The organism is Bradyrhizobium sp. LTSPM299, from assembly GCF_000938235.1.
Taxonomy (GTDB): domain Bacteria; phylum Pseudomonadota; class Alphaproteobacteria; order Rhizobiales; family Xanthobacteraceae; genus Bradyrhizobium.
On sequence record NZ_JYMU01000027.1, the window covers coordinates 75,206 to 97,965 of the forward strand.

A 22,760-nucleotide genomic window follows, 5' to 3' on the forward strand; every position below is an offset into this window, starting at 1 on the left:
CCGGATATCGAGTAAAATCAGGCTTGTAGCCGGGAAGCGACCAAGTTGAGTATTCCGAACATCATTACCCTTGGCCGCATCATCCTGGTGCCGGTGATCGTCTGGGCCATCGTCTCCAGCCAGATGGAGATCGCATTCGCGATCTTCGTGATCGCCGGTGTCTCGGACGCAGTCGACGGCTTCCTGGCCAAGCGCTTCAACATGACGAGCGAGCTCGGCGCCCTGCTCGATCCCCTCGCCGACAAGGCGCTGCTGGTTTCGATCTATGTCGCGCTCGGGATCTGGGGCGCGGTGCCACGCTGGATCGTGATCCTCGTGGTGTCGCGCGATATCATGATCGTTTCCGCCGTGATTGTGTCATGGTTGTTCGACAAGCCGGTTGAGATGAAGCCGCTGATGGTGTCGAAGCTGAATACGGTGGCGCAGGTCGCGTTCGCGGCGCTGGTGCTGGCCTCGCTCGGGTTCGGGTTCCGGCCACACCCCTATGACCTGATCCTGATGGGATTCGTCACGACCTTTACTTTGGTTTCCGTCTCCCTCTATCTCGTCGAGTGGGTGCGACACATGAGCACGATCGACGCGCGATAGCTGGTTTGGAGATTTGTGTGGCAGGTAGCGTTCAACCTCGTCAATTGGCCTTGGCATTGCCGCACGAGGAGCGACTGACCCGCGACGACTTCCTCGAGGGTCCGGCCAATGAAGCGGCGCTGGCGCTGATCGATCGCTGGCCCGACTGGCCGAACCGCATCATGCTGCTGGTCGGACCGGAAGGCTCCGGCAAGAGCCATCTGGCCGCGATCTGGGCCGAGCTATCAGGTGCGCGCGCGACCTCGGCGCATGCGCTGACCGCGGATGGCGTGCCTGCGGCGCTCGCAACCGGGGCGCTGGTGGTCGAAGATCTGCGGCCGTCAGATTTCGACGAGCGCGCGATGTTCCATCTGATGAATCTCGCGCGTCAGGACGATGCCTTCGTCCTGATCACCGCACGCATCGCGCCCGCCGCCATCGAGATCGAACTTCGTGACCTTCGCTCGCGGCTGCGCGCGGTGCCGGTGGTGACGCTGTTGCCGCCCGACGATTTGGTGTTTCGCAGCCTGATCCTGAAATTCTGCGCCGACCGCCAAATGACCGTGGACGAGTCGGTCGTGACCTACCTGACCACCCGGATCGAGCGCTCCTATGCCGCCGTCCGGCAGGCGGTCGAATTGCTGGATACCGAAGCGCTGCGGCTGGGCCGGCCGGTCACGCGGGCGCTCGCGGCCGAACTGTTGCGCGATGCCTGAAGCGGTCCCGCCAGACTTGACGACGGAAGCTGGCGGAACATCAATGTCATTGAAACGTCATCGCAATATCACATGGTTTGCGCGGCCTTCGGCTAGACCGCCCCGGCCCCACGCCCCGAATTGGATCGACACTTGATGGACTCGTCGCAAGCTATTGAAATAAAAGACAAAGAGACGGACACCCCGACGGTCCCTGCGATCGCGACCAGCCCCGAGCGATTCATCAATCGCGAACTCTCCTGGCTGCATTTCAATCGCCGGGTGCTCGAGGAATCAGTCAATCTCGGCCATCCCGCGCTGGAGCGCGTCCGGTTTCTGTCGATTTCAGCGAATAACCTTGACGAGTTCTTCATGGTCCGCGTCGCCGGCATCAAGGCGCAGGTCCGCGAAGGGATTGCCGAGCGCAGCCCGGACGGCCTACTGCCGGCGGAACAGCTCGTGATGATCCACAAGTCGGTCTCGCAGCTCGCCTCGGACCAGCAGGCGATCTGGAGCGACCTCCGCACGATCCTGTCCGGGGCCGGCATCCAGCTGGTCGACGGTCGCGACGTCACCAAGTCCGAGCGCACCTGGATCGAGGATCACTTCCTCCACAACATCTTCCCGCTGCTGACGCCGCTGGCGATCGATCCGGCCCACCCGTTCCCTTTCATCCCGAACCTCGGCTTCACCGTGGCGCTGCATCTGGCGCGGGTCTCCGATGGCAAGCCGATGAACGCACTGATCCGCATGCCCGGCAAGATCGACCGCTTCATCCGTATCCCTGTCGCAAAGGACGGCGGCGCGGTGCGGCTGATCACGCTGGAACAGGCGACCGGCCTGTTCATCGGCCGGCTGTTCCCCGGCTACACGGTCAAAGGCCAGGGTGCGTTCCGGATCATCAGAGACTCCGAGCTCGAAATCGAGGAAGAGGCCGAAGACCTTGTCCGCCTGTTCGAGACCGCGCTCAAACGCCGCCGGCGCGGATCGGTGATCCGTCTCGAGATCGAGGCCAAGATGCCGGAAGAGCTGCGCAGCTTCGTGCAGCGCGCGCTGTCGGCGGCGGACGACGAGATCTTCCTGGTCGACGGCGTGCTCGCCATGAACGAGCTGTCGCAGCTCACCCGTCTCGATCGCCCCGACCTTGAATTCCCGTCCTATGTGCCGCGCCATCCCGAGCGCGTGCGCGACCATGGCGGCGACATCTTCGCCGCCATCCGACAGAAGGACCTGGTGGTCCATCACCCCTATGAATCGTTCGACGTCGTCGTCCAGTTCCTGCAGCAGGCGGCGCGCGACCCCGACGTCGTCGCAATCAAGCAGACGCTGTATCGCACCTCGAACAACTCTCCGATCGTGCGGGCCTTGGCGGATGCCGCCGAGGCCGGCAAGTCGGTCACCGCGCTGATCGAACTGAAGGCGCGCTTCGACGAGGAGGCCAATATCCGCTGGGCCCGCGACCTCGAACGCGCCGGCGTGCAGGTGGTTTACGGCTTCATCGAGCTGAAGACCCACGCCAAGCTGTCGATGGTGGTGCGCCGCGAGGGCGGCAGCCTCACGACCTATGTGCACACCGGCACCGGCAACTACCACCCGGTGACCGCGCGCATCTACACCGACGTCTCCTACTTCACCTCGGACCAGATCATCGGCCGCGATGCTGCGCGGGTGTTCAATTACATCACCGGCTATGCCGAGCCGAGCGACATCGAGAAGATGGCTGTGTCGCCGCTGACGTTGCGCAAGCGGATCATCGAACACATCCACGGCGAGATCGCCCATGTCCGCCATGGCCGGCCCGGCATGATCTGGATGAAGATGAACGCGCTGGTCGATCCCGATATCATCGACGCGCTGTATGAAGCCTCGCAGGCCGGCGTCTCGATCGAGCTCGTGGTGCGCGGCATCTGTTGCCTGCGGCCCGGCCTGCCCGGACTATCCGAGAATATCCGCGTCAAATCGATCATCGGCCGCTTCCTGGAACATGGCCGAATCTACTGCTTCGGCATGGGGCAAGGCCTGCCGAGCACGAAAGCTGCTGTGTATATCTCGTCCGCCGACATGATGCCGCGAAACCTCGACCGCCGCGTCGAAGTGCTCTGTCCGCTGCAAAATCCCACGGTGCATCAGCAGGTTCTCGAACAGATCATGGTCGCCAACCTGAAGGACACCGAGCAGAGCTGGCAATTGTTGCCGGATGGATCGTCAACGCGTATGAAGGCCGCGAAAGGCGAAGAGCCTTTCAACCTGCACAACTACTTCATGACAAATCCGAGTCTGTCCGGCCGTGGCAAGTCTCTCAAGGAATCCTCGCCCCGCCGGCTCACGCGTCGCAACGAACGCCAGCAGCCGTCATCGTCATAAGGGAACTACACGGTGAAGCGACCGCGGAAGCGCGCTGCGAGCGTCGCTGTCATCGATATCGGCTCGAACTCGGTCCGTCTCGTCGTGTACGAGTCGATGGCACGCAATCTCGTCACCATCTTCAACGAGAAGGCGCTGTGCGGGCTCGGCCGCGAGGTCCAAAGCACCGGCCTGCTCGCGACCGATGCCGTCAACAAGGCGCTCACCGCGCTTCGTCGCTTCCGGGCGCTGTGCAAGATCCAGCAGGTCGGCCGCGTCTACGCGATCGCGACCGCCGCCTGCCGCGATGCCAAGAACGGCGCCGATTTCATCGCCAGGGCCGAACGGATCTGCGGCGCCAAGATCGAGATTCTCTCCGGACCGCGTGAAGCAAAACTGTCGGCGCTCGGCGTCGTCTCCGGTGTGCACAACCCAAACGGCATCGTCGGCGATCTCGGGGGCGGCTCGCTCGAACTGATCGACGTAAGAGGCAACCGCGTGCGCAGCGGCGTGACGTTGCCGCTCGGCAGCCTTGCGCTGCAGGACCTCTCGCACAAATCGCTCAAGCGGGCGGAACGTATCGTCAAGAACGAGTTGCTCGGCGTCGCCCAGCTCAAGGCCGGCCGTGGCCGCACCTTCTATGCGGTCGGCGGCACCTGGCGCGCGCTGGCGCGCATCCACATCATCCAGAGCGGCTATCCGCTCAAGGTGATGCACGGCTATTCTCTTCCGGCCGCCGACGTGCTCGACTTCGCGCAGCGGCTGCGGCGGCTCGCGGCCACCAATATGCTGGCCAACATCGAGGCGGTCGCCGACGCCCGGCGACCGCTGCTGACCTATGCCGCGCTGGTGCTCGAATACATCATCCGCGTCGCGCAGCCGAAGACCATCGTGTTCTCGACCTTCGGCGTGCGCGAAGGTCTGCTGTACGAGATGCTGCCGCAGACCGAGCGTGCCAAGGACGGCCTGGTCTGTGCCGCGCAGAACCTCAACGAATTGCTGTCGCGCTCGGGCCGTCACGCCCAGGAGCTGAGCGCGTGGACCGACCGGCTGGTGCGGGTGGTCAAGCTGCGCGAGACCGAGGAGGATCGCCGGCTGCGCCACGTCGCCTGCCTGTTGTCGGACATCGGCTGGCGGGTGCATCCGGATCATCGCGGCGAGGAAACCCTCAGCCTGATCATGAACGGAAATTTCGGTTCGATCACACACCAGGGCCGCGCCTTCGTCGCGCTCTCGGTGTTCTACCGCTACGCGGGACTGAGCGAGGGAAACGAGCCGCCGCTGCAGATCCGCGCGCTGGTGACGCCGGCAATGGACGAGCGCGCCCGCGTACTCGGCGCCGCGTTCCGCGTCGCCCACCTGATCTCGGCTGCCCGTACCGGCGTGCTGCCGGCAACCCATTTCCGGACCCAGGGCCGCAAGCTGATGCTGGTGTTCGAGCACCGGATGGTCGATCTCGTCGCCGACCGCGTCGGCAGCCGCTTCAAGCAGTTGGCGCGGCTGGTTGGGCGCGCCGGCTCGATCGTACGGCGTTAACCGGTTGCGGTCACGCCGGCTTCGCGGCGTGCTTGGCCTTCCGCAGCGCGTGGCGGCGCCAGATCGACCCTGCGATCAGCACCACGATCACGCCGAGCACGCCGAACAGCATTTCGCCGCCGCTGCCGCCATGGCCGAATTGCGGGCTCATGCCTACCGACGCCAACCAGGAATCGAGCTTGGCACCGAGCGGGCCAGCGAACAGCGCGTCGAGCTTCGGATGCACGGCCGGATCGGTCGCGATGACGTCGCCCGCGATCCAACCGAGCAGCGCGGCACCGGCCCAGACCAGAAGCGGCAATTTGTTGAGCAGCGCCATGATCAGCGCGGCGCCGGCGACGATCAGGGGAACGCTGATCGCAAGCCCCAGCACCAGGAGCGGCACGCTGCCATTGGCGGCGGCCGCCACCGCGATCACGTTGTCGAGGCTCATCACGACGTCGGCGACGACGACGATCTGCACCGCCGCCCACAAATGCGAGGCCGCATCGACGCTGTCTTCGTCCTCCTGCTCCGGCACCAGCAGCTTGGCGGCGATCACGATCAGCGCCAGTCCGCCGACGAGCTTCAGATAAGGCAGCTCCATCAGGCTGGCGACGATGCCGGTGAAGATGACGCGCAGCAGCACTGCTGCGGCTGCGCCGAAAGTCATGCCCCACAGGCGCTGGCGCGGCGCCAGACCGCGGCAGGCAAGCGCGATCACGAGCGCGTTGTCGCCCGACAGCAGGACATTGATCCAGATGATCTTGCCGACGGCGACCCAGAAGGTCGGCGTCGCCATCTCGTCCTTGAACTGGCTAAAGAACGCGCCGAGGTGCGCTGGATCGAAGATCTGCCACAGCCAGTCCACAGCGAATCCTATTCGGCCTAGCGGCCGCCCCCTGGCGGCGATCGCGCGCCGCTCCCCTGGTCTATCTGGGCACGGTCTCTTCGGAAGACCAGTGCCGCCTTCCGGATCGTACGTTAGCCGACGATTTCGTTGCCGGAGAAGAACTGCGCGATCTCGATCGCCGCAGTCTCTGCCGCGTCCGAACCGTGCGCCGAGTTCTCGCCGATCGATTTTGCATAGAGCTTGCGGATCGTGCCCTCGGCCGCCTTCGACGGATCGGTCGCACCCATCGCGTCGCGATACTTAAGGACGGCGCCCTCGCCTTCGAGCACCTGGACCACGACCGGGCCCGAGATCATGAAGTCGACCAGTTCGCCAAAGAACGGGCGCGCTTTGTGGACCGCATAGAAGGTCTCGGCCTGTTCGCGGGTCATGCGGATGCGCTTCTGTGCCACGATCCGCAGTCCGGCCTTCTCGATAACAGCGTTGACCGCACCGGTCAGGTTGCGCTCGGTGGCATCGGGCTTGATGATCGAAAAGGTGCGTTCAATCGCCATGATTCGTCCTTGCAAAGGGTGGTTGGGAGTTGCCGGGGCTTATATCGGCGCGATGGAGTAACGGCAAGCGACCCTGTGACGCGTTAGCCATTAGTTTTGACGCGTTCTCGTGACGAATCCGGCGTGGCAGCGGCTGCGGCAGGGCTCCCGCCCCGGCCAAATTACGACGATTTCACGAAGGTGAACCCATTCTGTCAGCGCCGTGCCGCTGGCGTTCAGCTGCAGCGGCTTAGGCTCTGCATCGATCGGACGCCTTGCTGCCCCTTCCGCAAGCCGCACAGGACGTCTCGGGAAACGATGTCACCGCGGGCGCCTCGATGCGCGCCCAAACCTCGAGGAGACGATCATGTTACGCAAACTCTCGCTTGCTGCGATTGCCGCCATTTCACTGGGTGCAGCCGCGCTTGCCCCGACCTCCGCCTCTGCCTGGGGTGGCTGGCATGGTGGTGGTGGATGGCATGGCGGCTGGCACGGCGGTTGGGGCGGCCCGCGCTTCTTCGCCGGAGGTCCCGCCTATTACGGCGGCTACGGATATGGCTCTGGCGGCTGCTACGTGCGGCGCGTGGTCCCGACCCCCTGGGGCCCCCGCTGGCGGCTGATCAACCGCTGCTACTGATTTGACGACCCTCCCCTGACTTCAACAGCCCCGGCCATCGCGCCGGGGCTTTTTTTTGCGCTGGAACCTGTCGCCACACGCGGCGACCGCTGCTTCAGGGCGATGCATGATAGCTCCGCAACCGGAAACCAAACTCGGGCTCGCGACTTGATATGTCACAGATTGACTAAATGCCGCGAGGCGGAACTCGCCACAAGAAATGCTCAAAAACCTGCCCGAGAGAAATGCCATGACGATCACCCAGGCCAACAGCGATTTCGACCAGATCGATCACAAGACGAGTCGCCAAATCTGCGACGCCGTTGGTGAACGGCTGCAACAAAACATGCGCGCGGAGACTTCGCTTTCACCACGTCTACAGCAGCTCGTGGACGAAATGCGCCGACGCGAGCAGGATCGCCGTTAGATTCCGCTGTTAGATCCCTTGGGGCCGATATCGGCCCCAAGATGCATTTCCCGAGGCGCGCCGGGACAGGCTTTCGGAGCAGATTTTACACTTAGACGGGTTGCGTTTGGCGGCGGGTCCGGTGACAACGCTGCATGCTCACCATCACCGACATCTCGGTCCGGATCGCCGGAAGGCTGCTGATCGATCACAGTTCCGTGCAGATCGTACCCGGCGCGCGCGTCGGATTTGTCGGCCGCAATGGGGTCGGCAAGTCGACGCTGTTTCATGCCATCCGTGGCGACCTCCCGACCGAAAACGGCAGCATCGCGATCCCGCCGCGCTGGCGGATCGGCAGCCTCGCACAGGAAGCGCCTGATGGTCCCGAGAGCCTGATCAAGGTCGTGCTGAGGGCCGATCTCGAGCGCGACGCTTTGTTGCGCGAGGCCGAGAGCGCGCAGGATCCGCACCGGATCGCCGAAATCCAAACTCGGCTGATCGACATCGACGCCCATTCGGCTCCGGCCCGCGCCGCTGCGATCCTGTCAGGCCTCGGGTTCTCGACGACCGACCAGGCGCGTCCCTGCGCCGAATTTTCCGGCGGCTGGCGCATGCGCGTCGCGCTCGCCGCGACGCTGTTCTCGGCGCCCGATCTGCTGTTGCTGGACGAGCCCACCAACTATCTCGATCTCGAAGGCACGCTGTGGCTGGAGAATCACCTCGCCAACTATCCGCGCACGGTGATCGTCATCAGCCATGACCGCGACCTGCTGGATACCTCGGTCGATCAGATCCTGCACCTCGATCGCGGCAAACTGACGCTCTACAAGGGCACCTATTCCTCGTTCGAGGAGCAGCGCGCATCACGCGACATGCTCGATGCCAAGCATGCCAAGCGGCAGGCCGATGAGCGCAAGCGGCTGCAGGCCTTTGTCGACCGGTTCAAGGCCAAGGCCTCAAAGGCGCGGCAGGCCCAGTCACGCGTGAAGATGCTGGAGCGGATGAAGCCGGTCACGGCTCTCGTGACGCAGGACGTCCGCGAGATTTCGTTCCCGACGCCCGAGAAACTGCTGTCACCCCCGATCATCGCGGTCGATGACGTCTCGGTCGGCTACGAGGCAAGCAAGCCCGTGCTCAATCGCGTGACGCTGCGCATCGATTCCGACGATCGCATCGCGCTGCTCGGTGCCAACGGCAACGGCAAGTCGACGCTGGTCAAGCTGCTGGCGGGCAAGCTGGCGCCATTCTCGGGCAGGGTCACGCGCGCCGACAAATTGTCGGTCGGCTATTTCGCCCAGCATCAGGTCGATGAGCTCAATCTCGATGGCTCGCCTTATGACCATATCCGCAAGCTGATGCCGGAAGCGCCCGAGAGCAAGGTCCGCGGCCGGGTCGGTGCGATCGGCTTTTCCGGAAAAGCCGGAGACACCAAGGTGCAGAGCCTCTCAGGCGGCGAGAAGGCACGGCTGCTGCTCGGGCTTGCGACCTTCTTCGGCCCGAACATGATCATCCTGGACGAACCGACCAACCATCTCGACATCGACAGCCGCGCCGCGCTGGCGGAGGCCATCAATGATTTTCCCGGCGCCATCATCATGGTCTCACATGACCGCTACCTGATCGAGGCCTGCGCCGATCAGCTTTGGATCGTCGCCAACCAGGCCGTGACGGCGTATGACGGCGATCTCGACGACTACCGGAAGATGGTCCTGTCGGCCAGTGGCAGCCGGCCGGCCTCCCGCGAACGCATCAAGGAGGCTGCAAGGCCCGAGCGCGGCAGGAGCGAAAGGCGCGTTTCGCCCAAACAGCGGATCACGCAGGCCGAGGCCGAGATCGAGCGCATCAACGGCATCATCACCAAGATCGACACCGCGCTTGCGTTGCCCGATATCTTCACGCGCGATCCCAAGCAGGCGGCGCAACTCACCAAGGCACGCGCCGGCGCCGAAAGCGCGTTGCAGCGCGCCGAGCAAAAGTGGCTGGAGGCCAGCGCCGAATATGATGAGGCAACGAATTAGCAAGCGGCGAGTAAGCGGCGAATCGAGACGTCGCCCTGTTCTCGCCTCAACCGTTTGAGGTTGCCGGAGGCTTGGTCGCTGCCGGCTTTTTCTTCTTCGGCTTTGCGACCTTCGGCTCCGGCGCGGCATCCGGCCCACGCTCGACCGACGTCAGCCGGCCGCCGGTGAAGGTGTAGATGCCGGCGCGCGGCCCGCGCGACCAGGTCACGACCGCGACGCGGTCGCCACGTGGGCCGCTGGACATGTTCACGCTGTCAGGTGCACCGATGCCGCGTACGACGTCGCACTCGGTATGACCGAGCGCGACGGTCCCGCCCATCGGCTGGGGCGCTGGCGCACCCGCGGCGCCGTCTGCAAGTGCGTTCGCATCGGTGGCACCGGGGGGTGGTGCCATGCCCGGACAGCCCCCGTCGGCACTGACGAGGTCGTCGTTGGTCACCGGCTTATCGGGTGTCAGCGGCGGGGATTCGATCGAGATGTTGCGAATGAACACCCGGCTCGGACGCGAGAACCAATCCGCATCGCGCGAGAAAATGTCGGACGCGCTCGAGCAGCCGGCCAGGCCGGGCGCAAGCACGAGCAGCGCCAGCAGCGACTTTCGACTGAATGTTCCGTCCCGCACGATCGACAAGGCTCCTACCCTTATGCGTAAGGGGTTGTCCGAACATCACTTTGCGGCATGACCGTGGCCCGCCGCAAGAAACCTCGAATTATCATTAATTGCCTGATATCGCTATTGGCGCCGCTGCCATCGCCCCCGCTCGTCGGCTTGCCAGTAGGTGACCTCGAAGCCCCGCGCTTTGCAAGCGGCCCAGTTCTCCCGCGCCGCAGCGACCGCATCCGGATCGTCGCCGTTGAACACGAGAACCACCCGCTCATAGCTGTCGCAATCGGCCGGCAACGCCGCATTTTCAATCAGGAACCGGACATTGGCCCGGTTCGGATTCCCCTCCTCGATCGACAGGATGATCGGCTGGTCCTGCGCGTCGCCGACGCGCCAGATCGCGTGCGGCAGGAACGAATCGTCGCTGTAGGTCCATAAATGCGCATCGAGCGTCTCGGCGCGCTCCTGCGATGTCGATTGCACGACCACGCGCCAGCCGCGCTCGAGCGACTTCTCGAGCAGCGGCGGCAGCACGCTTTCCAGCGTCATGTTCTGCAGATGGTAGAACAGAACCTCGGTCATGCGGGGTCAGCCGCCTCACTTCTTCGATTCATAATACTCCGAGACGAGGCGTTCGAGCAGGCGGACGCCATAACCGGAACCCCAGCTCTGGTTGATCTCGGTTTTCGGCGCCCCCATCGCGGTGCCCGCGATGTCGAGATGGGCCCATGGCGTGCCGTCAACGAAGCGCTGCAGGAACTGAGCCGCAGTAATCGAGCCGCCGTTGCGCGTGCCGGTGTTCTTCATGTCGGCGAATTGCGAGTCGATCTGCTTGTCGTATTCGGGACCGAGCGGCATGCGCCAGACTTTCTCACCGGTCTCCAGTCCCACCTTGGCGAGGCGCTCGGAGAGCTCGTCATTGTTGGAGAACAGCCCGGCGTGATCGGTGCCGAGTGCGACCATGATCGCACCGGTCAGGGTTGCGAGATCGACCATGAATTTCGGCTTGAACTTCTTGGCGACGTACCAAAGCACGTCGGCGAGCACCAAGCGTCCTTCGGCGTCGGTGTTGATGATCTCGATGGTCTGGCCGGACATCGAGGTGACGATGTCGCCGGGACGTTGCGCGTTGCCGTCGGGCATGTTCTCGACGAGGCCGATGGCGCCGACGACGTTGACGCGCGCCTTGCGCGCTGCGAGCGCATGCATCAGCCCGACCACGCAGGCCGCGCCACCCATGTCACCCTTCATATCCTCCATGCCGCCCGCCGACTTGATGGAGATGCCGCCGGTGTCGAAGCAGACGCCCTTGCCGACGAATGCGACCGGCGCCTCGCCCTTCTTGCCGCCGTTCCAGCGCATGATCACGGTGCGGCCGGGTCGGACCGATCCTTGCGCGACGCCGAGCAGCGCGCCCATGCCGAGCTTGGTCATCGCCTTGACGTCGAGCACCTCGACATTGACGCCGAGCTTGCGGAGCTGGGTGGCGCGACGTGCGAACTCCTCGGGGTAGAGCACGTTCGGCGGCTCGTTGACGAGTTCACGCGCCAGATTGACGCCATCGACGATATGCGCATCGGGCGCAAACGCCTTTTTCGAAGCCGCGGCATCAGCCACGGCGACCGAGACATCGGCCCGTACAGCGCCGTTCTCGCCGTCCTTTTTCCTGGTCTTATAACGGTCGAACTTGTAGGCGCGCAGCCGGACACCGGTCGCGATCGCGGCCGCCTGGTCCGCTGTCATCGTCGCATCGGGCAATTCGGCGATGATGGTCATGGCATGGCTGCCGGCGTTGAGCTTGCCGGATGTCACGCCGCCGAATTTGAGAAAATCCTTCTCCTTGAGATCGGACGGCTTGCCGGCGCCGATCACGATCAGACGGTCGGCCTTGATTCCGTCCGGCGCCAGAATGTCCAGCGCGGCGCCGCTTTTGCCCTTGAACTGGTTGGCAGCTGCGGCCCGCTTGATCGTCTCGGAGGCGGTCCCCAGTGCCTTCCGCGTCGCCGTCCCCAGCTTCAATTGCTCGTCGCAAAACACGACCAGAATGCCGCGAACGGGCGCGGACAGTGGGACAAAGCCGACCTTGACGGCGTCGGACATGGGCAAATCCTCCAGAATTCAGGGTGTTGCCCGGACCTCGGACGGTCCGGCGGCACTCGGGATGCGCGTTGCGAATGGCGGTCCGAAAGCGATCCGGACCGGGCTCGGCCGCACTATGGCCCGCCTGCCGCGCCGCTGCCAAGCGCCAGCGTGGCGGGAAGGCCACAAGGGGGAATAATTAACCATACGTAAAGGATGCCTTGGCTCGGCCATTTTGTTGACGGATCAAAGGGATGGTAGTGTGAAAGTGAAGCCGGACTGATCTGCGGCTCGACCATAGGGGAACCCGTTTGTCGGGGTTGGTCGAAATCCGTGCGTTTGGGGGCGCGAGGGGGTCGTGCGGGTGTAATGGGGTCGATCGACAAGTACATCTTCAAAACGACGCTGGCGTCGTTTGCGCTTGTTCTGGTCAGCCTCACCGGTGTGATCTGGATTACGCAGGCGTTGCGCGGCATCGACCTGATGACGAGCCAGGGTCAGACCATTCTCACCTTCCTGGGGATCACCAGCCTCGTGATTCCGGCACTGGTCCTGATCATCGCGCCGATCGCGCTGATGATCGCGATCTCGCATACGCTGAACAAGCTCGCGACCGATTCCGAAATCATCGTGATGAACGCGGCGGGGTTCTCGCCGTTCCGGCTGTTCCGGCCGTTCCTCTTCGCCACCTGCGTGGTGGCGGCGATGGTCGCCTTCATCGGCGCCTACCTCGCGCCCGACGGCATGCGGCGAATCAAGCAGTGGGACGCCGAGATCACCGCCGACGTGCTGACCAACATCCTGCAGCCCGGCCGCTTCGCCCAGCTCGATCAGAATCTCACGATTCGGATCCGCGAGCGCCTTCCGGGCGGCGTGCTCGGCGGCATCTTCGTCGACGATCGCCGCGATCCGCAGGAGCGTGTCACGATCGTTGCCGACCACGGCACCGTGCTAAAGAACGAGAACGGCTCGTATCTCGTGCTCGAGGACGGCAATCTCGAGCGATTCGAGGTCGGCAAGCGCGATCCTGCGCTGGTGGTGTTCCAGCGCTACGCCTTCGACATGTCGAAATTCTCTCAGGGCCGCGACGTCACACTCGGCATCCGTGAGCGCTATATGTGGGAATTGCTGTGGCCCAGCGAAGACGATCCGATCTATCAGCAATTGTCCGGTCAGTTCCGCGCCGAGCTGCATGATCGCTTCATGGCGCCGATCTATCCATTCGCGTTCGCAGCCCTCACCTTCGCGTTCCTGGGCGCACCCCGGACGACCCGCCAGAGCCGCAATTTCTCGATCGGCGGCTCGGTATTCGCGGTTTTCGGCCTGCGCATGGTCGGCTTCGCCTGCTCGGTCATCACCGTGAAGTCGCCATTGGCCGCGCTGATCCAGTATCTGATGCTGTTCAGCGGCATTGGCATCGGTATCTGGATGATTGTCGGTGGCGTGGTCGTCGAGCCGCCGGCCGCGCTGATGGAGCAGATCAACAGGAATAACGAGCGCATTGCGCGCTTCTTCCGACGGCCGGTGACCGCATGAGCATGGTCACAAATACGCTCGGGCGCTACTTCGCCGGCCGCTTCGTGGTCTCGGCGGTAGGTGTGTTCGCGGGCATTTTCGTGCTGCTGGTGCTGGTCGACTACATCGAGATGGTGCGCAAAACGTCGGGACTCGTCGACGCCTCTGCGATCACCATCGCGGAGACCTCGCTGTTCCGTGTGCCGCAGCTGCTCGAGAAGCTGATGCCGTTTTGCGTGCTGATCGGCGCCATGACCTGCTATCTTGGTTTGTCGCGCAAGCTGGAGCTCGTCGTGGCGCGCGCCGCCGGCGTCTCGGCCTGGCAATTCATCTCGCCCGCCCTCGTCAGTGCGATCGCGCTCGGCGTCGTAGCGACCACCACCTACAATCCGATTTCCGCGAATCTGCGCGAGCTCTCCAAACGGATGGAAGCCGAGTTGTTCGGCTCGGCGCCGGGCGGCGGCGTCCAGGACGCGTCGGGCTTTTGGCTGAACCAGATCAACGACGAAGGTCAGGCGATCATCAACGCAGCCCGCAGCGAGCAGCAGGGCGTGCGGCTGACCGGCCTGACCATCTTCCGATTCGACACGGCGCTGCAGTTCAAGGAGCGAATCGAGGCGCGTGAGGCGACCCTCGAAGACGGGCGCTGGATGTTCACGGGAGTACGCCGATACACCCTCGACAAGCCCCCGGTTGACCAGGACACTTTCTACCTGACCACCACCCTCACCCCGGCTCAGGTTCGCAACAGTTTTTCGACCCCCGAAACTGTGTCCTTTTGGCAACTACCGAACTACATCCGTTCGTCGGAGAGTTCAGGGTTCGCGACCGCCGGCTATCGTTTGCAGTATCACAAGCTCATCGCGCAGCCGTTTTTGCTGGCTGCGATGGTGATGTTGGCGGCTTCTGTGAGCCTCCGCTTCTTCCGGATGGGCGGCGTGCAGAAGATGGTTTTGAGTGGCGTGGGTGCAGGCTTTCTGCTCTACGTCCTCTCGAAAGTAACTGAAGATTTGAGCAAGGCTGAGTTGATGCACCCCATCGCTGCGGCGTGGTTGCCTGTCGTTGTGGGCGGCCTCACCGGATTCTTGGCCTTGCTGTATCAGGAGGACGGGTAGTGGCCGACGTCGCCGCCCGCCAGTTGAGGTCGCCTGTGTTCGGGTGGCGCAGTGTGCTGCGCCGTCATCGCAGCCGCGTGGCCGCGCTCGGCGCCTCGCTCCTCGTTGCGTTCATAGTCGTTGGTACACTCGGTGTTGCCGCGCCGACGCCTGCTGCCGCGCAGAGCTTCACCTACAATCCGCGTCCGCCGAAGCCGTCGCACCCACCGGCCAAGAATGACGGGCAGATGCTCGTTCAGGCCACCGAGGTCGATTACGACTACAACAATCAGCGCATCTCGGCGGTCGGCAACGTTCAGATGTTCTACAACGGCACCAGCGTCGAGGCCGACAAGGTCATCTACGACCAGAAGACCAAGCGCCTTCATGCCGAGGGCAACATCCGCATGACCGATGCGGAAGGCAAGATCACCTACGCCAACATCATGGATCTGAGCGACGACTACCGCGATGGTTTCGTCGATTCGCTGCGCGTCGACACCGAAGACGCGACGCGCATGGCGGCGACTCGCGCCGATCGCTCCAGCGGCAATTACACAGTGTTCGACAACGGCGTTTATACCGCGTGCGCGCCGTGTAAGGACGATCCGAAGAAGCCCCCGCTCTGGCAGGTCAAGGGCGCGCGCATCATCCATGACCAAGCCGAGAAGATGCTCTATTTCGAGAACGCCCAGATCGAGTTCTTCGGCGTTCCGATGGCCTATCTGCCCTACTTCTCAACGCCCGACCCGACCGTGAAGCGCAAGAGCGGCTTCCTGATGCCGGCTGTCACCTCGTACTCGGCCTACGGCTACGGCGTCGAAATCCCCTATTACTTCGCGCTCGCGCCCGACTTCGACGCAACATTCAATCCGCGCATCACCTCAAAGCAGGGCGTGCTGCTCCAGGGTGAATTCCGCCAGCGCCTGTCGAACGGCTCCTATCAGGTCCGCCTCTACGGCATCGACCAGACCGACCCCGGCGCCTTCGCCGGCCAGCCCGGCGATCGCCAGTTCCGCGGCGGCGTCGAGACCAAGGGTCAGTTCGCGCTGAACGACAAGTGGGTCTGGGGCTGGGACGGTGTCGCGCTTTCCGATTACTACTTCATGTCCGACTACCGGCTGGCCGCGTACAAGGATCCATTCGGATCGTTCATAACGCTGCCGACGGAAGCGATCTCGCAGCTCTATCTGACCGGCGTCGGCAACCGCAGCTTCTTCGACGCCCGTGCGATCTATTACCTCAGCTTCTCCGGCAACCAGAGCCAGGTTCCGGTCATCGCTCCGGTCATCGACTACAACAACGTGATCAACAGCCCGATCCTGGGTGGCGAGTTCAGCTACAAGATGAACTTCACCAGCCTGACCCGCGACACCGCGGTGTTCGATCCGATCACGACGGTCGCCAACACCAACAGCCTGTGCACGTCCGCGTCCGCCGATCCGATGGCGCGGCTGCCGTCGCAGTGCCTGTTGCGCGGCATGCCGGGCACCTACACCCGCCTGACGGCCGAGGCGCAGTGGCGTAAGTCGTACACCGACCCGTTCGGCGAGATCTGGACACCGTTCGTCAGCGTTCGCGGCGACGCGATCAACGCCGACATCTCGAACCAGCCGGGCGTGTCCAACTTCCTCCCGGTCGGCGACACCCAGACGGTTCGCCTGATGCCGACCGTCGGCTTCGAATATCGCTACCCCTTCATCAACGTACAGCCGTGGGGTACGACCACCATCGAGCCGATCGCGCAGGTCATCATCCGGCCCAACGAGCCTAACGCCGGCAAGCTTCCGAACGAGGACGCGCAAAGCCTGGTGTTCGATACCAGCAACCTGTTCTCGATTGACAAGTTCTCCGGCTACGACCGTGTCGAGGGCGGCAGCCGCGCCAATGTCGGCGTGCAGGCCACCACCCAGTTCGATCGCGGCGGCAGCGTCAAGACGATGTTCGGACAATCCTACCAGATGTTCGGGGCGAACTCGTTCGCGGTCACCGACGTCACCAACACCGGCGTCGACTCCGGTTTGCAGAATGCGCGATCGGACTATGTCGCAAGCGTCGCCTATTCGCCCAACAGGACCTATACGTTCAGCGTGCGCTCGCGCATGGACGAGGCGACGTGGAACATCAACCGGTTCGAGGCCCAGGGGACCGCCAACTTCGACCGCTGGTCGGTCAGCCTGATGTACGGCAACTACGCGCCGCAGCCGGAACTTGGATATCTGACGCGCCGCGAAGGCATTCTTGCCAGTGGATCGGTCAAGGTGGCGACGAACTGGGTGCTCCAGGGTGCGGCGCGCTGGGACCTTGAAGCGAACAAGATCAACCAGTATGTCGTTGGCGCAGGTTACGTAGACGATTGTTTCGTGCTGGCCGCCAACTATGTCACGTCCTATACATACCAGGCGGGCACCACGCCACCCGTCCTCAGCCACGCCTTCATGTTCCAGATCGGCCTGCGGACCATCGCGCAATCCTCGACCACGAGCAGCTCGGCCGGCATCCAGTAACGTGGAACCAGCCTTGGAGCGCCGCGCGTCGCGGCTCCAGCTTGAATGGGTTTAAACGGCTGATATGACAATGACGATCGCTAGCCTGCCAACTCGCCGCTATTCGCTCCTCCTGAGATCTCTGCTCGCCCTGACTCTCCTGTTGGGCGGTGGCGCACGACTGCACGCCCAAAGCATTGCCGTCATGGTCAATGGCGAGCCCATCACGAATCTCGACATCGAGCAGCGCATCAAGCTGAACACCCTGACGGGCGCCAAGAACCCGGATCGACAAGCCATTCTCAACGACCTGATCGACGAGAAGGTGAAGATCAAGGAAGCCAAGAAATACGGTGTCGATCCCGGGGCCAGCGACATCGAGCAGTCCTATGGCGGGATGGCGCAGCGGATGCGGCTCAGCGGCGATCAGCTCACCAAGGTGCTGGAAGGCAAGGGCATCCGGCCGGACACTTTGAAGCAACGTATCAAGGCCGACATGGTCTGGACCGCCCTGGTGCGCGGGCGCTTCAAGGAGAGCCTGCAGGTTGGCGAAAAGGACGTTGCTGCCGCGGCGCAGCAGACCGGCGAGACGACCGAAACCAACGCCTTCGAATATCGGATGCAGCCAATCGTCCTGATCGTGCCGCGCGGCGCGCCGCAATCCGACTTTGAAACACGGCGCAAGGAAGCGGACACCCTGCGCGAACGCGTCACGAGCTGTGAAGAAGCCAACTCCTACTTCAAGTCGATGCGCAACGCGGCGATCCGCGAAATCGTCGTGAAGACCTCGGCCGACCTGCCCCCACCGCTCCGCGACATGCTGGACAAGACCCCGATCGGTCATCTGACCACTCCCGAGGTCACCAAGCAGGGAATCGAAATGGTCGCACTCTGCGGGAGGAAGGAAACCACCGTGGACACGCCGAAGAAGCGCGAGATCAGAGACAAGATGTTCGCGGAGAAGTACGAGGCGAAGGCGAAGTCCTACCTGCAGGAAATCCGCAGGGCCGCGATGATCGAATATCCGGGCGCAAAATAATCGACTATCATTGACGCATGGCAAAACCCCTCGCGCTGACATCCGGCGAGCCCGCGGGCATCGGACCCGACATCACTCTCGCCGCATGGCTGCGGCGCCGCGAACTCGATCTCCCGCCGTTCTATTTGCTCGGCGATCGCACATCCCTTGCCGAACGTGCCAGAACGCTCGGGATCACCGTCGAATTTGCCGACGTCAGCGCCGAGGAAGCGACCACAACATTTGCACGCGCCCTGCCGGTCGTTGCGACCGGCCAGCCGGCAACTGCGCGACCGGGTGTCCCCGACGAGACGAGTGCCATTGCAGCGATGGCCTCGATCCGTCAGGCGGTCGCCGATGTCAGGTCGGGCAAGGCCAGCGCCGTCGTCACCAATCCGATCGCCAAGAGCGTGCTCTATCGCGCCGGCTTCCGCCATCCCGGCCATACCGAATTCCTGGCCGAACTCGCCGCCAACGGCGCACGCGTGCCGCAACCGGTCATGATGTTGTGGTCGCCGAAGCTCGCCGTCGTCCCGGTGACGATACACCTTTCGGTCCGCGAGGCGCTGGCGCAACTGTCGACCGACCTGATCTTGTCGACGGCGCGCATCGTGGTCTCGGACATGAAAGCGCGGTTCGGCCTCGCGGCGCCGCGCCTTGCCATATCGGGCCTCAACCCGCATGCCGGCGAAGACGGCACGCTTGGATTGGAAGACGTCGAGATCGTCGCACCGGCAGTCGATATCCTGCGCAGTGAAGGGATTGCCGCCAGAGGCCCGCTGCCGGCCGACACCATGTTCCACGAAGCCGCGCGCAAGACCTATGACTGCGCGATCTGCATGTATCACGACCAGGCGCTGATCCCGATCAAGACCGTCGCATTCGAGGACGCGGTCAATGTCACGCTGGGACTGCCGTTCATTCGAACCTCGCCCGATCACGGCACTGCGTTCGACATCGCCGGCACCGGCAACGCCAATCCCTCGAGCCTGATCGCCGCACTGCGGCTCGCCGCGCGGATGGCCGCGGCGCAATCATGATCATGCTTTAGATGAGCGCGATCGACGACCTGCCGCCGCTGCGCGACATCATTCGCGATCATTCACTGTCGGCGCGCAAGTCGCTCGGCCAGAATTTTCTGCTCGATCTCAATCTCACCGCACGGATCGCGCGCGCCGCCGGCCCGCTCGAGGACTCCACGGTGATCGAGGTCGGGCCCGGCCCCGGCGGATTGACCCGCGCGCTGCTCGCGCTCGGCGCCAAACGCGTCATCGCAATTGAGCGCGATGAACGCGCGGCTGCCGCGCTCGACTATGTCGTCAAGCGCTATCCCGGCCGCATCGAGATCGTGCATGGCGACGCGCAGCGCTTTGATCCGCTTCCCTACCTTGATGGCGGCAAGGCCAAGATCGTCGCCAACCTGCCCTACAACATCGCGACCCACCTGCTGGTCGACTGGCTGTCGATCGAACCCTGGCCACCCTGGTACGACACGATGGTGCTGATGTTTCAGCGCGAGGTCGCCGAGCGCATCGTCGCCCATGAGGACGACGAGGCCTATGGCCGGCTTGCGGTGCTCGCCAACTGGCGCGCCGAGACCAAGATCCTGTTCGACATTTCGCCGGCGGCATTCGTGCCGCAGCCGAAGGTCACGTCCTCGGTGGTACGATTGATACCGCGCGCAGCGCCCGAGCCGTGCAACCGTCGCATGCTCGAGCAGGTGGCGGCCGCCGCCTTCGGGCAGCGCCGCAAGATGCTGCGCCAGAGCCTGAAATCGCTGTCCGTCGATCCCGAGCGGCTCGCGGCCGCCGCCCATGTCGACGCCACGCGGCGCGCTGAAACCGTTCCAGTTGCAGGCTTTGTTGCCATGGCACGGGAATTGGCCGATATACGGTCCATAAAATAGACCATCAGGAGAAAACGTAATGGCGCGCATGGTTCGCCAATCCCTCGTCAAGTTCGATGCACCATTGTGCGAAACCATCATCGACACGCCGAAGCCGCAGGGACGCGAAGTCCTGATCCGCATCGAGCGCTGCGGTCTCTGTCATTCTGATCTCCACATCCAGGACGGTTACGCCGATCTCGGCGGCGGCAAGAAACTCGACACCACCCGCGGCATGGCCCTGCCCTTCACGCTCGGCCATGAGATCGCCGGCGTCGTCGACGACGTCGGTCCCGACGTGTCGAAGGATCTGATCGGAACCAAGAAGGCCGTATTTCCCTGGATCGGCTGCGGTCAGTGCCGCGACTGTCTCAACGGCGACGAGAATCTTTGCGCCAAGCAGCGCTTCCTCGGTGTCTCCATCGACGGCGGCTTTGCGACCCACGTGCTGGTGCCCGACGCAAAATACCTGCTCGACTACGATCCGTTGCCGATCAACCAGGCCGCGACGTTGATGTGCTCAGGCGTCACCGCCTACGGCGCGTTGAAGCGGCTGGTGGATCGTCCGCGCCAACGCAATCTCCTGCTGATTGGGCTCGGCGGCGTCGGCATGATGGGCCTGTCGTTCGCGCAGGCGATGTTCAAGCAGAACATCGCGGTGGCCGATCTGAGCCCCGCCGCGCGCGAGACCGCGCTGAAGAACGGCGCCGCGCTCGCCTACGATCCGGCGGAGCCGGACGTGGTCAAGCGCATGCTGAAGGAGAGCGACGGCGGCTTTGACGGCGTCGTCGACTTCGCGGGCAACGAAAAGTCGATGGCGTTCGCCGTGTCGACGGTGGCGCGTGGCGGCAAGATCGTGGTGTCCGGCCTGATGGGCGGCAATTTCAGCCTGCCGATGGTGCAATGGGTCTACAAGCGCATGACCATCGAGGGCTTCATGGTGGGAACGCTGGCCGAGGGCCAGGAGTTGATGGCGCTCGCCCGTGCCGGCAAGATCAAGCCGACGCCGATGAAGGAAGAGCTGATGGCCGATGTCCAGACATGGATCGATGAGTTGCGGGCCGGTAAAGTCGTGGGACGTATTGTGTTGAAGAACTAAAGCACAATCGCGCTTTAGCAAACGTCCCGCCGGCCTCACCCAAACAACTGGGGAGGACGTGCATGAGGAGGAAGCGTTCGACGATCACGACATGGGCCGCGTTCGCGCTCGCCCTTGCCGCGACGCCGGCTGTCGCGCAAACGCATTACGGGCCCGGCGTCACCGACACGGACATCAAGATCGGGACCACAACGCCGTATAGCGGCCCGGCGTCGGCCTATGCAGCGGGCGCCATCTCGATCACCGCCTATTTCGCGATGATCAACGACCAGGGTGGCGTCAACGGCCGCAAGATCAACTTCATCAGCCTTGACGACGCCTACAGCCCGCCCAAAACGGTCGAGCAGATCCGCCGCCTGATCGAGAGCGACGAGGTGCTGTTCCTCGTCAACCCGGTCGGCACATCGACCAACATGGCGGTGCTCAAATACATCAACCAGAAACAGGTGCCGCATCTCTTCGTTGGATCGGGCGCCACCATCTTCAACGATCCCGAGCACTACCCGTGGACGATGAGCTGGACGCCGCATTACGCGTCCGAAGGCGAGATCTACGCCAGGTACATCCTGTCGACGCAGCCAGACGCGAAGATCGGCATCCTCGCGCAGAACGACGATCTCGGCCGCGACTATGTGATGGGACTCAAGCGCGGGCTCGGCGACAAGGCTGCGACGATGATCGTGTCGCAGCAGGTCTACAACACCAGCGATCCCACGGTGGATTCGCAGATCGTGTCGCTGAAAGCCTCCGGCGCCAATGTGCTGTTCATCGCCTCGGTGCCGAAATTCGCCGCGCAGGCGATCCGCAAGGCCTATGACATCGACTGGCATCCACAGGAGTTCCTCTCCAGCGTCGGCTCCTCGATCGCGGGCGCGATCCGTCCGGCTGGGTTTGAGGCGGCCAAGGGCGTGATCTCGGCGGCGTACCAGAAAGACCCCGCAGATCCGCAGTGGAACGACGATCCGGCCATGAAGGCCTGGAACATCTGGATGGACAAGTACAATCCGCGCGTGGACAAGAGCGACTACTATGCGCCCTACGGCTACAATATCGGCTACGCGGTGGTGCAGATCCTCAAGCAGTGCGGTAACGACCTGACGCGCGAGAACGTCATGAAGCAGGCCTCCCATCTCGACATGGAGCTGCCGCTGCTGCTGCCGGGTATTGGGCTGCGGACCTCTCCGACCGACCTGCGGCCGATCAAGCAAATGCGGCTGGTCCGCTTCAACGGCGAGCGCTACGTGCTGTTCAGCGACGTGATCGAGAGCAATTAGAGCGTTTTCGAGCGAAGGAGCTCGGGGACATTTTGGCCGCTGGTGCGCCACAATTGCGGCGAGCCTTGAGCCCCAATTAAGCCCTACCCGTTCCGGATTTGCGGCGCATTGCGACCCAACTCTTTACCGAGATTGGGATCGCCAGCGCTTGTGTAAAGAA

General features: G+C 63.6%; 20 protein-coding genes. 15 read left to right on the forward strand and 5 right to left on the reverse strand.

What is annotated here, in order from left to right; translation table 11 throughout:
• The first annotated feature begins 45 nt into the window (after positions 1–45).
• The 4 genes from UP10_RS16585 (at position 46) to ppx (ending at position 5,141) form a co-directional block, all read left to right on the forward strand.
• Positions 46–588, forward strand: coding sequence for a CDP-alcohol phosphatidyltransferase family protein (locus tag UP10_RS16585; protein ID WP_044588401.1), 543 nt, complete (start codon positions 46–48; stop codon positions 586–588).
• A 17-nt stretch (positions 589–605) separates the two neighbouring features.
• Positions 606–1,283, forward strand: coding sequence for a P-loop NTPase family protein (locus UP10_RS16590; RefSeq protein WP_044588402.1), 678 nt, complete (start codon positions 606–608; stop codon positions 1,281–1,283).
• A 135-nt stretch (positions 1,284–1,418) separates the two neighbouring features.
• Positions 1,419–3,626 carry an RNA degradosome polyphosphate kinase gene (locus UP10_RS16595; RefSeq protein WP_044588403.1) on the forward strand — a complete coding sequence of 736 codons (2,208 nt, stop codon included), beginning with the start codon at positions 1,419–1,421 and terminating at the stop codon, positions 3,624–3,626.
• A 12-nt stretch (positions 3,627–3,638) separates the two neighbouring features.
• Positions 3,639–5,141 (forward strand): exopolyphosphatase, encoded by a 1,503-nt coding sequence (gene ppx, locus UP10_RS16600; RefSeq protein ID WP_044588404.1) that lies wholly within the window; start codon positions 3,639–3,641, stop codon positions 5,139–5,141.
• Positions 5,142–5,151: 10 nt separating this feature from the next.
• Here ppx and UP10_RS16605 read toward each other — a convergent pair whose 3' ends face one another.
• Together UP10_RS16605 and ndk are read right to left on the reverse strand one after the other, a co-directional pair.
• The gene (locus UP10_RS16605; protein ID WP_044588405.1) at positions 5,152–5,991 is read right to left on the reverse strand and encodes a TerC family protein; all 840 of its coding nucleotides are present in this window, start codon (positions 5,989–5,991) and stop codon (positions 5,152–5,154) included.
• A gap of 113 nt (positions 5,992–6,104) precedes the next feature.
• Positions 6,105–6,527 (reverse strand): nucleoside-diphosphate kinase, encoded by a 423-nt coding sequence (gene ndk / locus UP10_RS16610; protein WP_044588406.1) that lies wholly within the window; start codon positions 6,525–6,527, stop codon positions 6,105–6,107.
• Between the two features lie 346 nt (positions 6,528–6,873).
• Here ndk and UP10_RS43095 point away from each other — a divergent pair, with 346 nt between their 5' ends.
• The 3 genes from UP10_RS43095 to UP10_RS16620 all read left to right on the forward strand — a co-directional run bounded on the left by UP10_RS43095 (position 6,874) and on the right by UP10_RS16620 (position 9,546).
• On the forward strand, positions 6,874–7,143 hold the full coding sequence (locus tag UP10_RS43095; protein WP_082069940.1) for a sulfur globule protein precursor: 270 nt from the start codon (positions 6,874–6,876) through the stop codon (positions 7,141–7,143).
• A 229-nt stretch (positions 7,144–7,372) separates the two neighbouring features.
• The gene (locus tag UP10_RS45280) at positions 7,373–7,549 is read left to right on the forward strand and encodes a hypothetical protein (RefSeq protein ID WP_197086834.1); all 177 of its coding nucleotides are present in this window, start codon (positions 7,373–7,375) and stop codon (positions 7,547–7,549) included.
• 134 nt (positions 7,550–7,683) lie between these two features.
• Entirely contained in the window at positions 7,684–9,546 is a 1,863-nt protein-coding gene (locus UP10_RS16620) for an ABC-F family ATP-binding cassette domain-containing protein (protein ID WP_044588408.1), read from the forward strand.
• Between the two features lie 46 nt (positions 9,547–9,592).
• Here UP10_RS16620 and UP10_RS16625 read toward each other — a convergent pair whose 3' ends face one another.
• From UP10_RS16625 to UP10_RS16635, 3 genes are all read right to left on the reverse strand, one after another.
• Complete coding sequence (locus UP10_RS16625) at positions 9,593–10,177, reverse strand: hypothetical protein (RefSeq protein WP_082077153.1); 585 nt, start codon at positions 10,175–10,177, stop codon at positions 9,593–9,595.
• A 102-nt stretch (positions 10,178–10,279) separates the two neighbouring features.
• Positions 10,280–10,732 carry a DNA polymerase III subunit chi gene (locus tag UP10_RS16630; RefSeq protein WP_044536438.1) on the reverse strand — a complete coding sequence of 151 codons (453 nt, stop codon included), beginning with the start codon at positions 10,730–10,732 and terminating at the stop codon, positions 10,280–10,282.
• 15 nt (positions 10,733–10,747) lie between these two features.
• Positions 10,748–12,250 (reverse strand): leucyl aminopeptidase, encoded by a 1,503-nt coding sequence (locus UP10_RS16635; protein ID WP_044588409.1) that lies wholly within the window; start codon positions 12,248–12,250, stop codon positions 10,748–10,750.
• Between the two features lie 348 nt (positions 12,251–12,598).
• On the opposite strand from UP10_RS16635, the gene lptF reads away from it, so the two are divergent.
• From lptF to UP10_RS16675, 8 genes are all read left to right on the forward strand, one after another.
• Positions 12,599–13,765 (forward strand): LPS export ABC transporter permease LptF, encoded by a 1,167-nt coding sequence (gene lptF / locus UP10_RS16640; RefSeq protein WP_044536440.1) that lies wholly within the window; start codon positions 12,599–12,601, stop codon positions 13,763–13,765.
• The gene (gene lptG / locus UP10_RS16645; RefSeq protein ID WP_044588410.1) at positions 13,762–14,859 is read left to right on the forward strand and encodes an LPS export ABC transporter permease LptG; all 1,098 of its coding nucleotides are present in this window, start codon (positions 13,762–13,764) and stop codon (positions 14,857–14,859) included. The genes lptF and lptG overlap by 4 nt, the downstream gene beginning before the upstream one ends.
• Entirely contained in the window at positions 14,859–17,345 is a 2,487-nt protein-coding gene (locus UP10_RS16650; protein ID WP_502692198.1) for an LPS-assembly protein LptD, read from the forward strand. Before lptG ends, UP10_RS16650 begins: the two co-directional genes overlap by 1 nt.
• A 70-nt stretch (positions 17,346–17,415) precedes the next feature.
• Positions 17,416–18,363 carry a peptidylprolyl isomerase family protein gene (locus tag UP10_RS16655; protein WP_044588411.1) on the forward strand — a complete coding sequence of 316 codons (948 nt, stop codon included), beginning with the start codon at positions 17,416–17,418 and terminating at the stop codon, positions 18,361–18,363.
• Between the two features lie 17 nt (positions 18,364–18,380).
• A complete protein-coding gene (gene pdxA, locus UP10_RS16660) occupies positions 18,381–19,382 on the forward strand; it encodes a 4-hydroxythreonine-4-phosphate dehydrogenase PdxA (protein ID WP_044588412.1) in 1,002 nt (333 codons plus the stop codon).
• 11 nt (positions 19,383–19,393) lie between these two features.
• The gene (gene rsmA / locus UP10_RS16665) at positions 19,394–20,248 is read left to right on the forward strand and encodes a 16S rRNA (adenine(1518)-N(6)/adenine(1519)-N(6))-dimethyltransferase RsmA (protein ID WP_044588413.1); all 855 of its coding nucleotides are present in this window, start codon (positions 19,394–19,396) and stop codon (positions 20,246–20,248) included.
• Between the two features lie 19 nt (positions 20,249–20,267).
• Entirely contained in the window at positions 20,268–21,326 is a 1,059-nt protein-coding gene (locus UP10_RS16670) for an alcohol dehydrogenase (RefSeq protein ID WP_044588414.1), read from the forward strand.
• Positions 21,327–21,388: 62 nt separating this feature from the next.
• Positions 21,389–22,600: an ABC transporter substrate-binding protein gene (locus UP10_RS16675; RefSeq protein ID WP_044588415.1), complete on the forward strand. Its 1,212-nt coding sequence runs from the start codon at positions 21,389–21,391 to the stop codon at positions 22,598–22,600.
• The last annotated feature ends 160 nt before the right edge of the window (positions 22,601–22,760 follow it).

What these genes read in the sequence shown, in the direction of transcription:
- lptF (WP_044536440.1), top strand. Translation starts at nt 12,599, where the DNA reads ATGGGGTCGATCGACAAGTACATCTTCAAAACGACGCTGGCGTCGTTT.
- lptG (WP_044588410.1), top strand. Translation starts at nt 13,762, where the DNA reads ATGAGCATGGTCACAAATACGCTCGGGCGCTACTTCGCCGGCCGCTTC.
- UP10_RS43095 (WP_082069940.1), top strand. Translation starts at nt 6,874, where the DNA reads ATGTTACGCAAACTCTCGCTTGCTGCGATTGCCGCCATTTCACTGGGT.
- rsmA (WP_044588413.1), top strand. Translation starts at nt 19,394, where the DNA reads ATGAGCGCGATCGACGACCTGCCGCCGCTGCGCGACATCATTCGCGAT.
- UP10_RS16655 (WP_044588411.1), top strand. Translation starts at nt 17,416, where the DNA reads ATGACGATCGCTAGCCTGCCAACTCGCCGCTATTCGCTCCTCCTGAGA.
- UP10_RS16630 (WP_044536438.1), bottom strand. Translation starts at nt 10,732, where the DNA reads ATGACCGAGGTTCTGTTCTACCATCTGCAGAACATGACGCTGGAAAGC.
- UP10_RS16635 (WP_044588409.1), bottom strand. Translation starts at nt 12,250, where the DNA reads ATGTCCGACGCCGTCAAGGTCGGCTTTGTCCCACTGTCCGCGCCCGTT.
- UP10_RS16595 (WP_044588403.1), top strand. Translation starts at nt 1,419, where the DNA reads ATGGACTCGTCGCAAGCTATTGAAATAAAAGACAAAGAGACGGACACC.
- UP10_RS16620 (WP_044588408.1), top strand. Translation starts at nt 7,684, where the DNA reads ATGCTCACCATCACCGACATCTCGGTCCGGATCGCCGGAAGGCTGCTG.
- UP10_RS45280 (WP_197086834.1), top strand. Translation starts at nt 7,373, where the DNA reads ATGACGATCACCCAGGCCAACAGCGATTTCGACCAGATCGATCACAAG.
- ndk (WP_044588406.1), bottom strand. Translation starts at nt 6,527, where the DNA reads ATGGCGATTGAACGCACCTTTTCGATCATCAAGCCCGATGCCACCGAG.
- UP10_RS16675 (WP_044588415.1), top strand. Translation starts at nt 21,389, where the DNA reads ATGAGGAGGAAGCGTTCGACGATCACGACATGGGCCGCGTTCGCGCTC.
- pdxA (WP_044588412.1), top strand. Translation starts at nt 18,381, where the DNA reads ATGGCAAAACCCCTCGCGCTGACATCCGGCGAGCCCGCGGGCATCGGA.
- UP10_RS16670 (WP_044588414.1), top strand. Translation starts at nt 20,268, where the DNA reads ATGGCGCGCATGGTTCGCCAATCCCTCGTCAAGTTCGATGCACCATTG.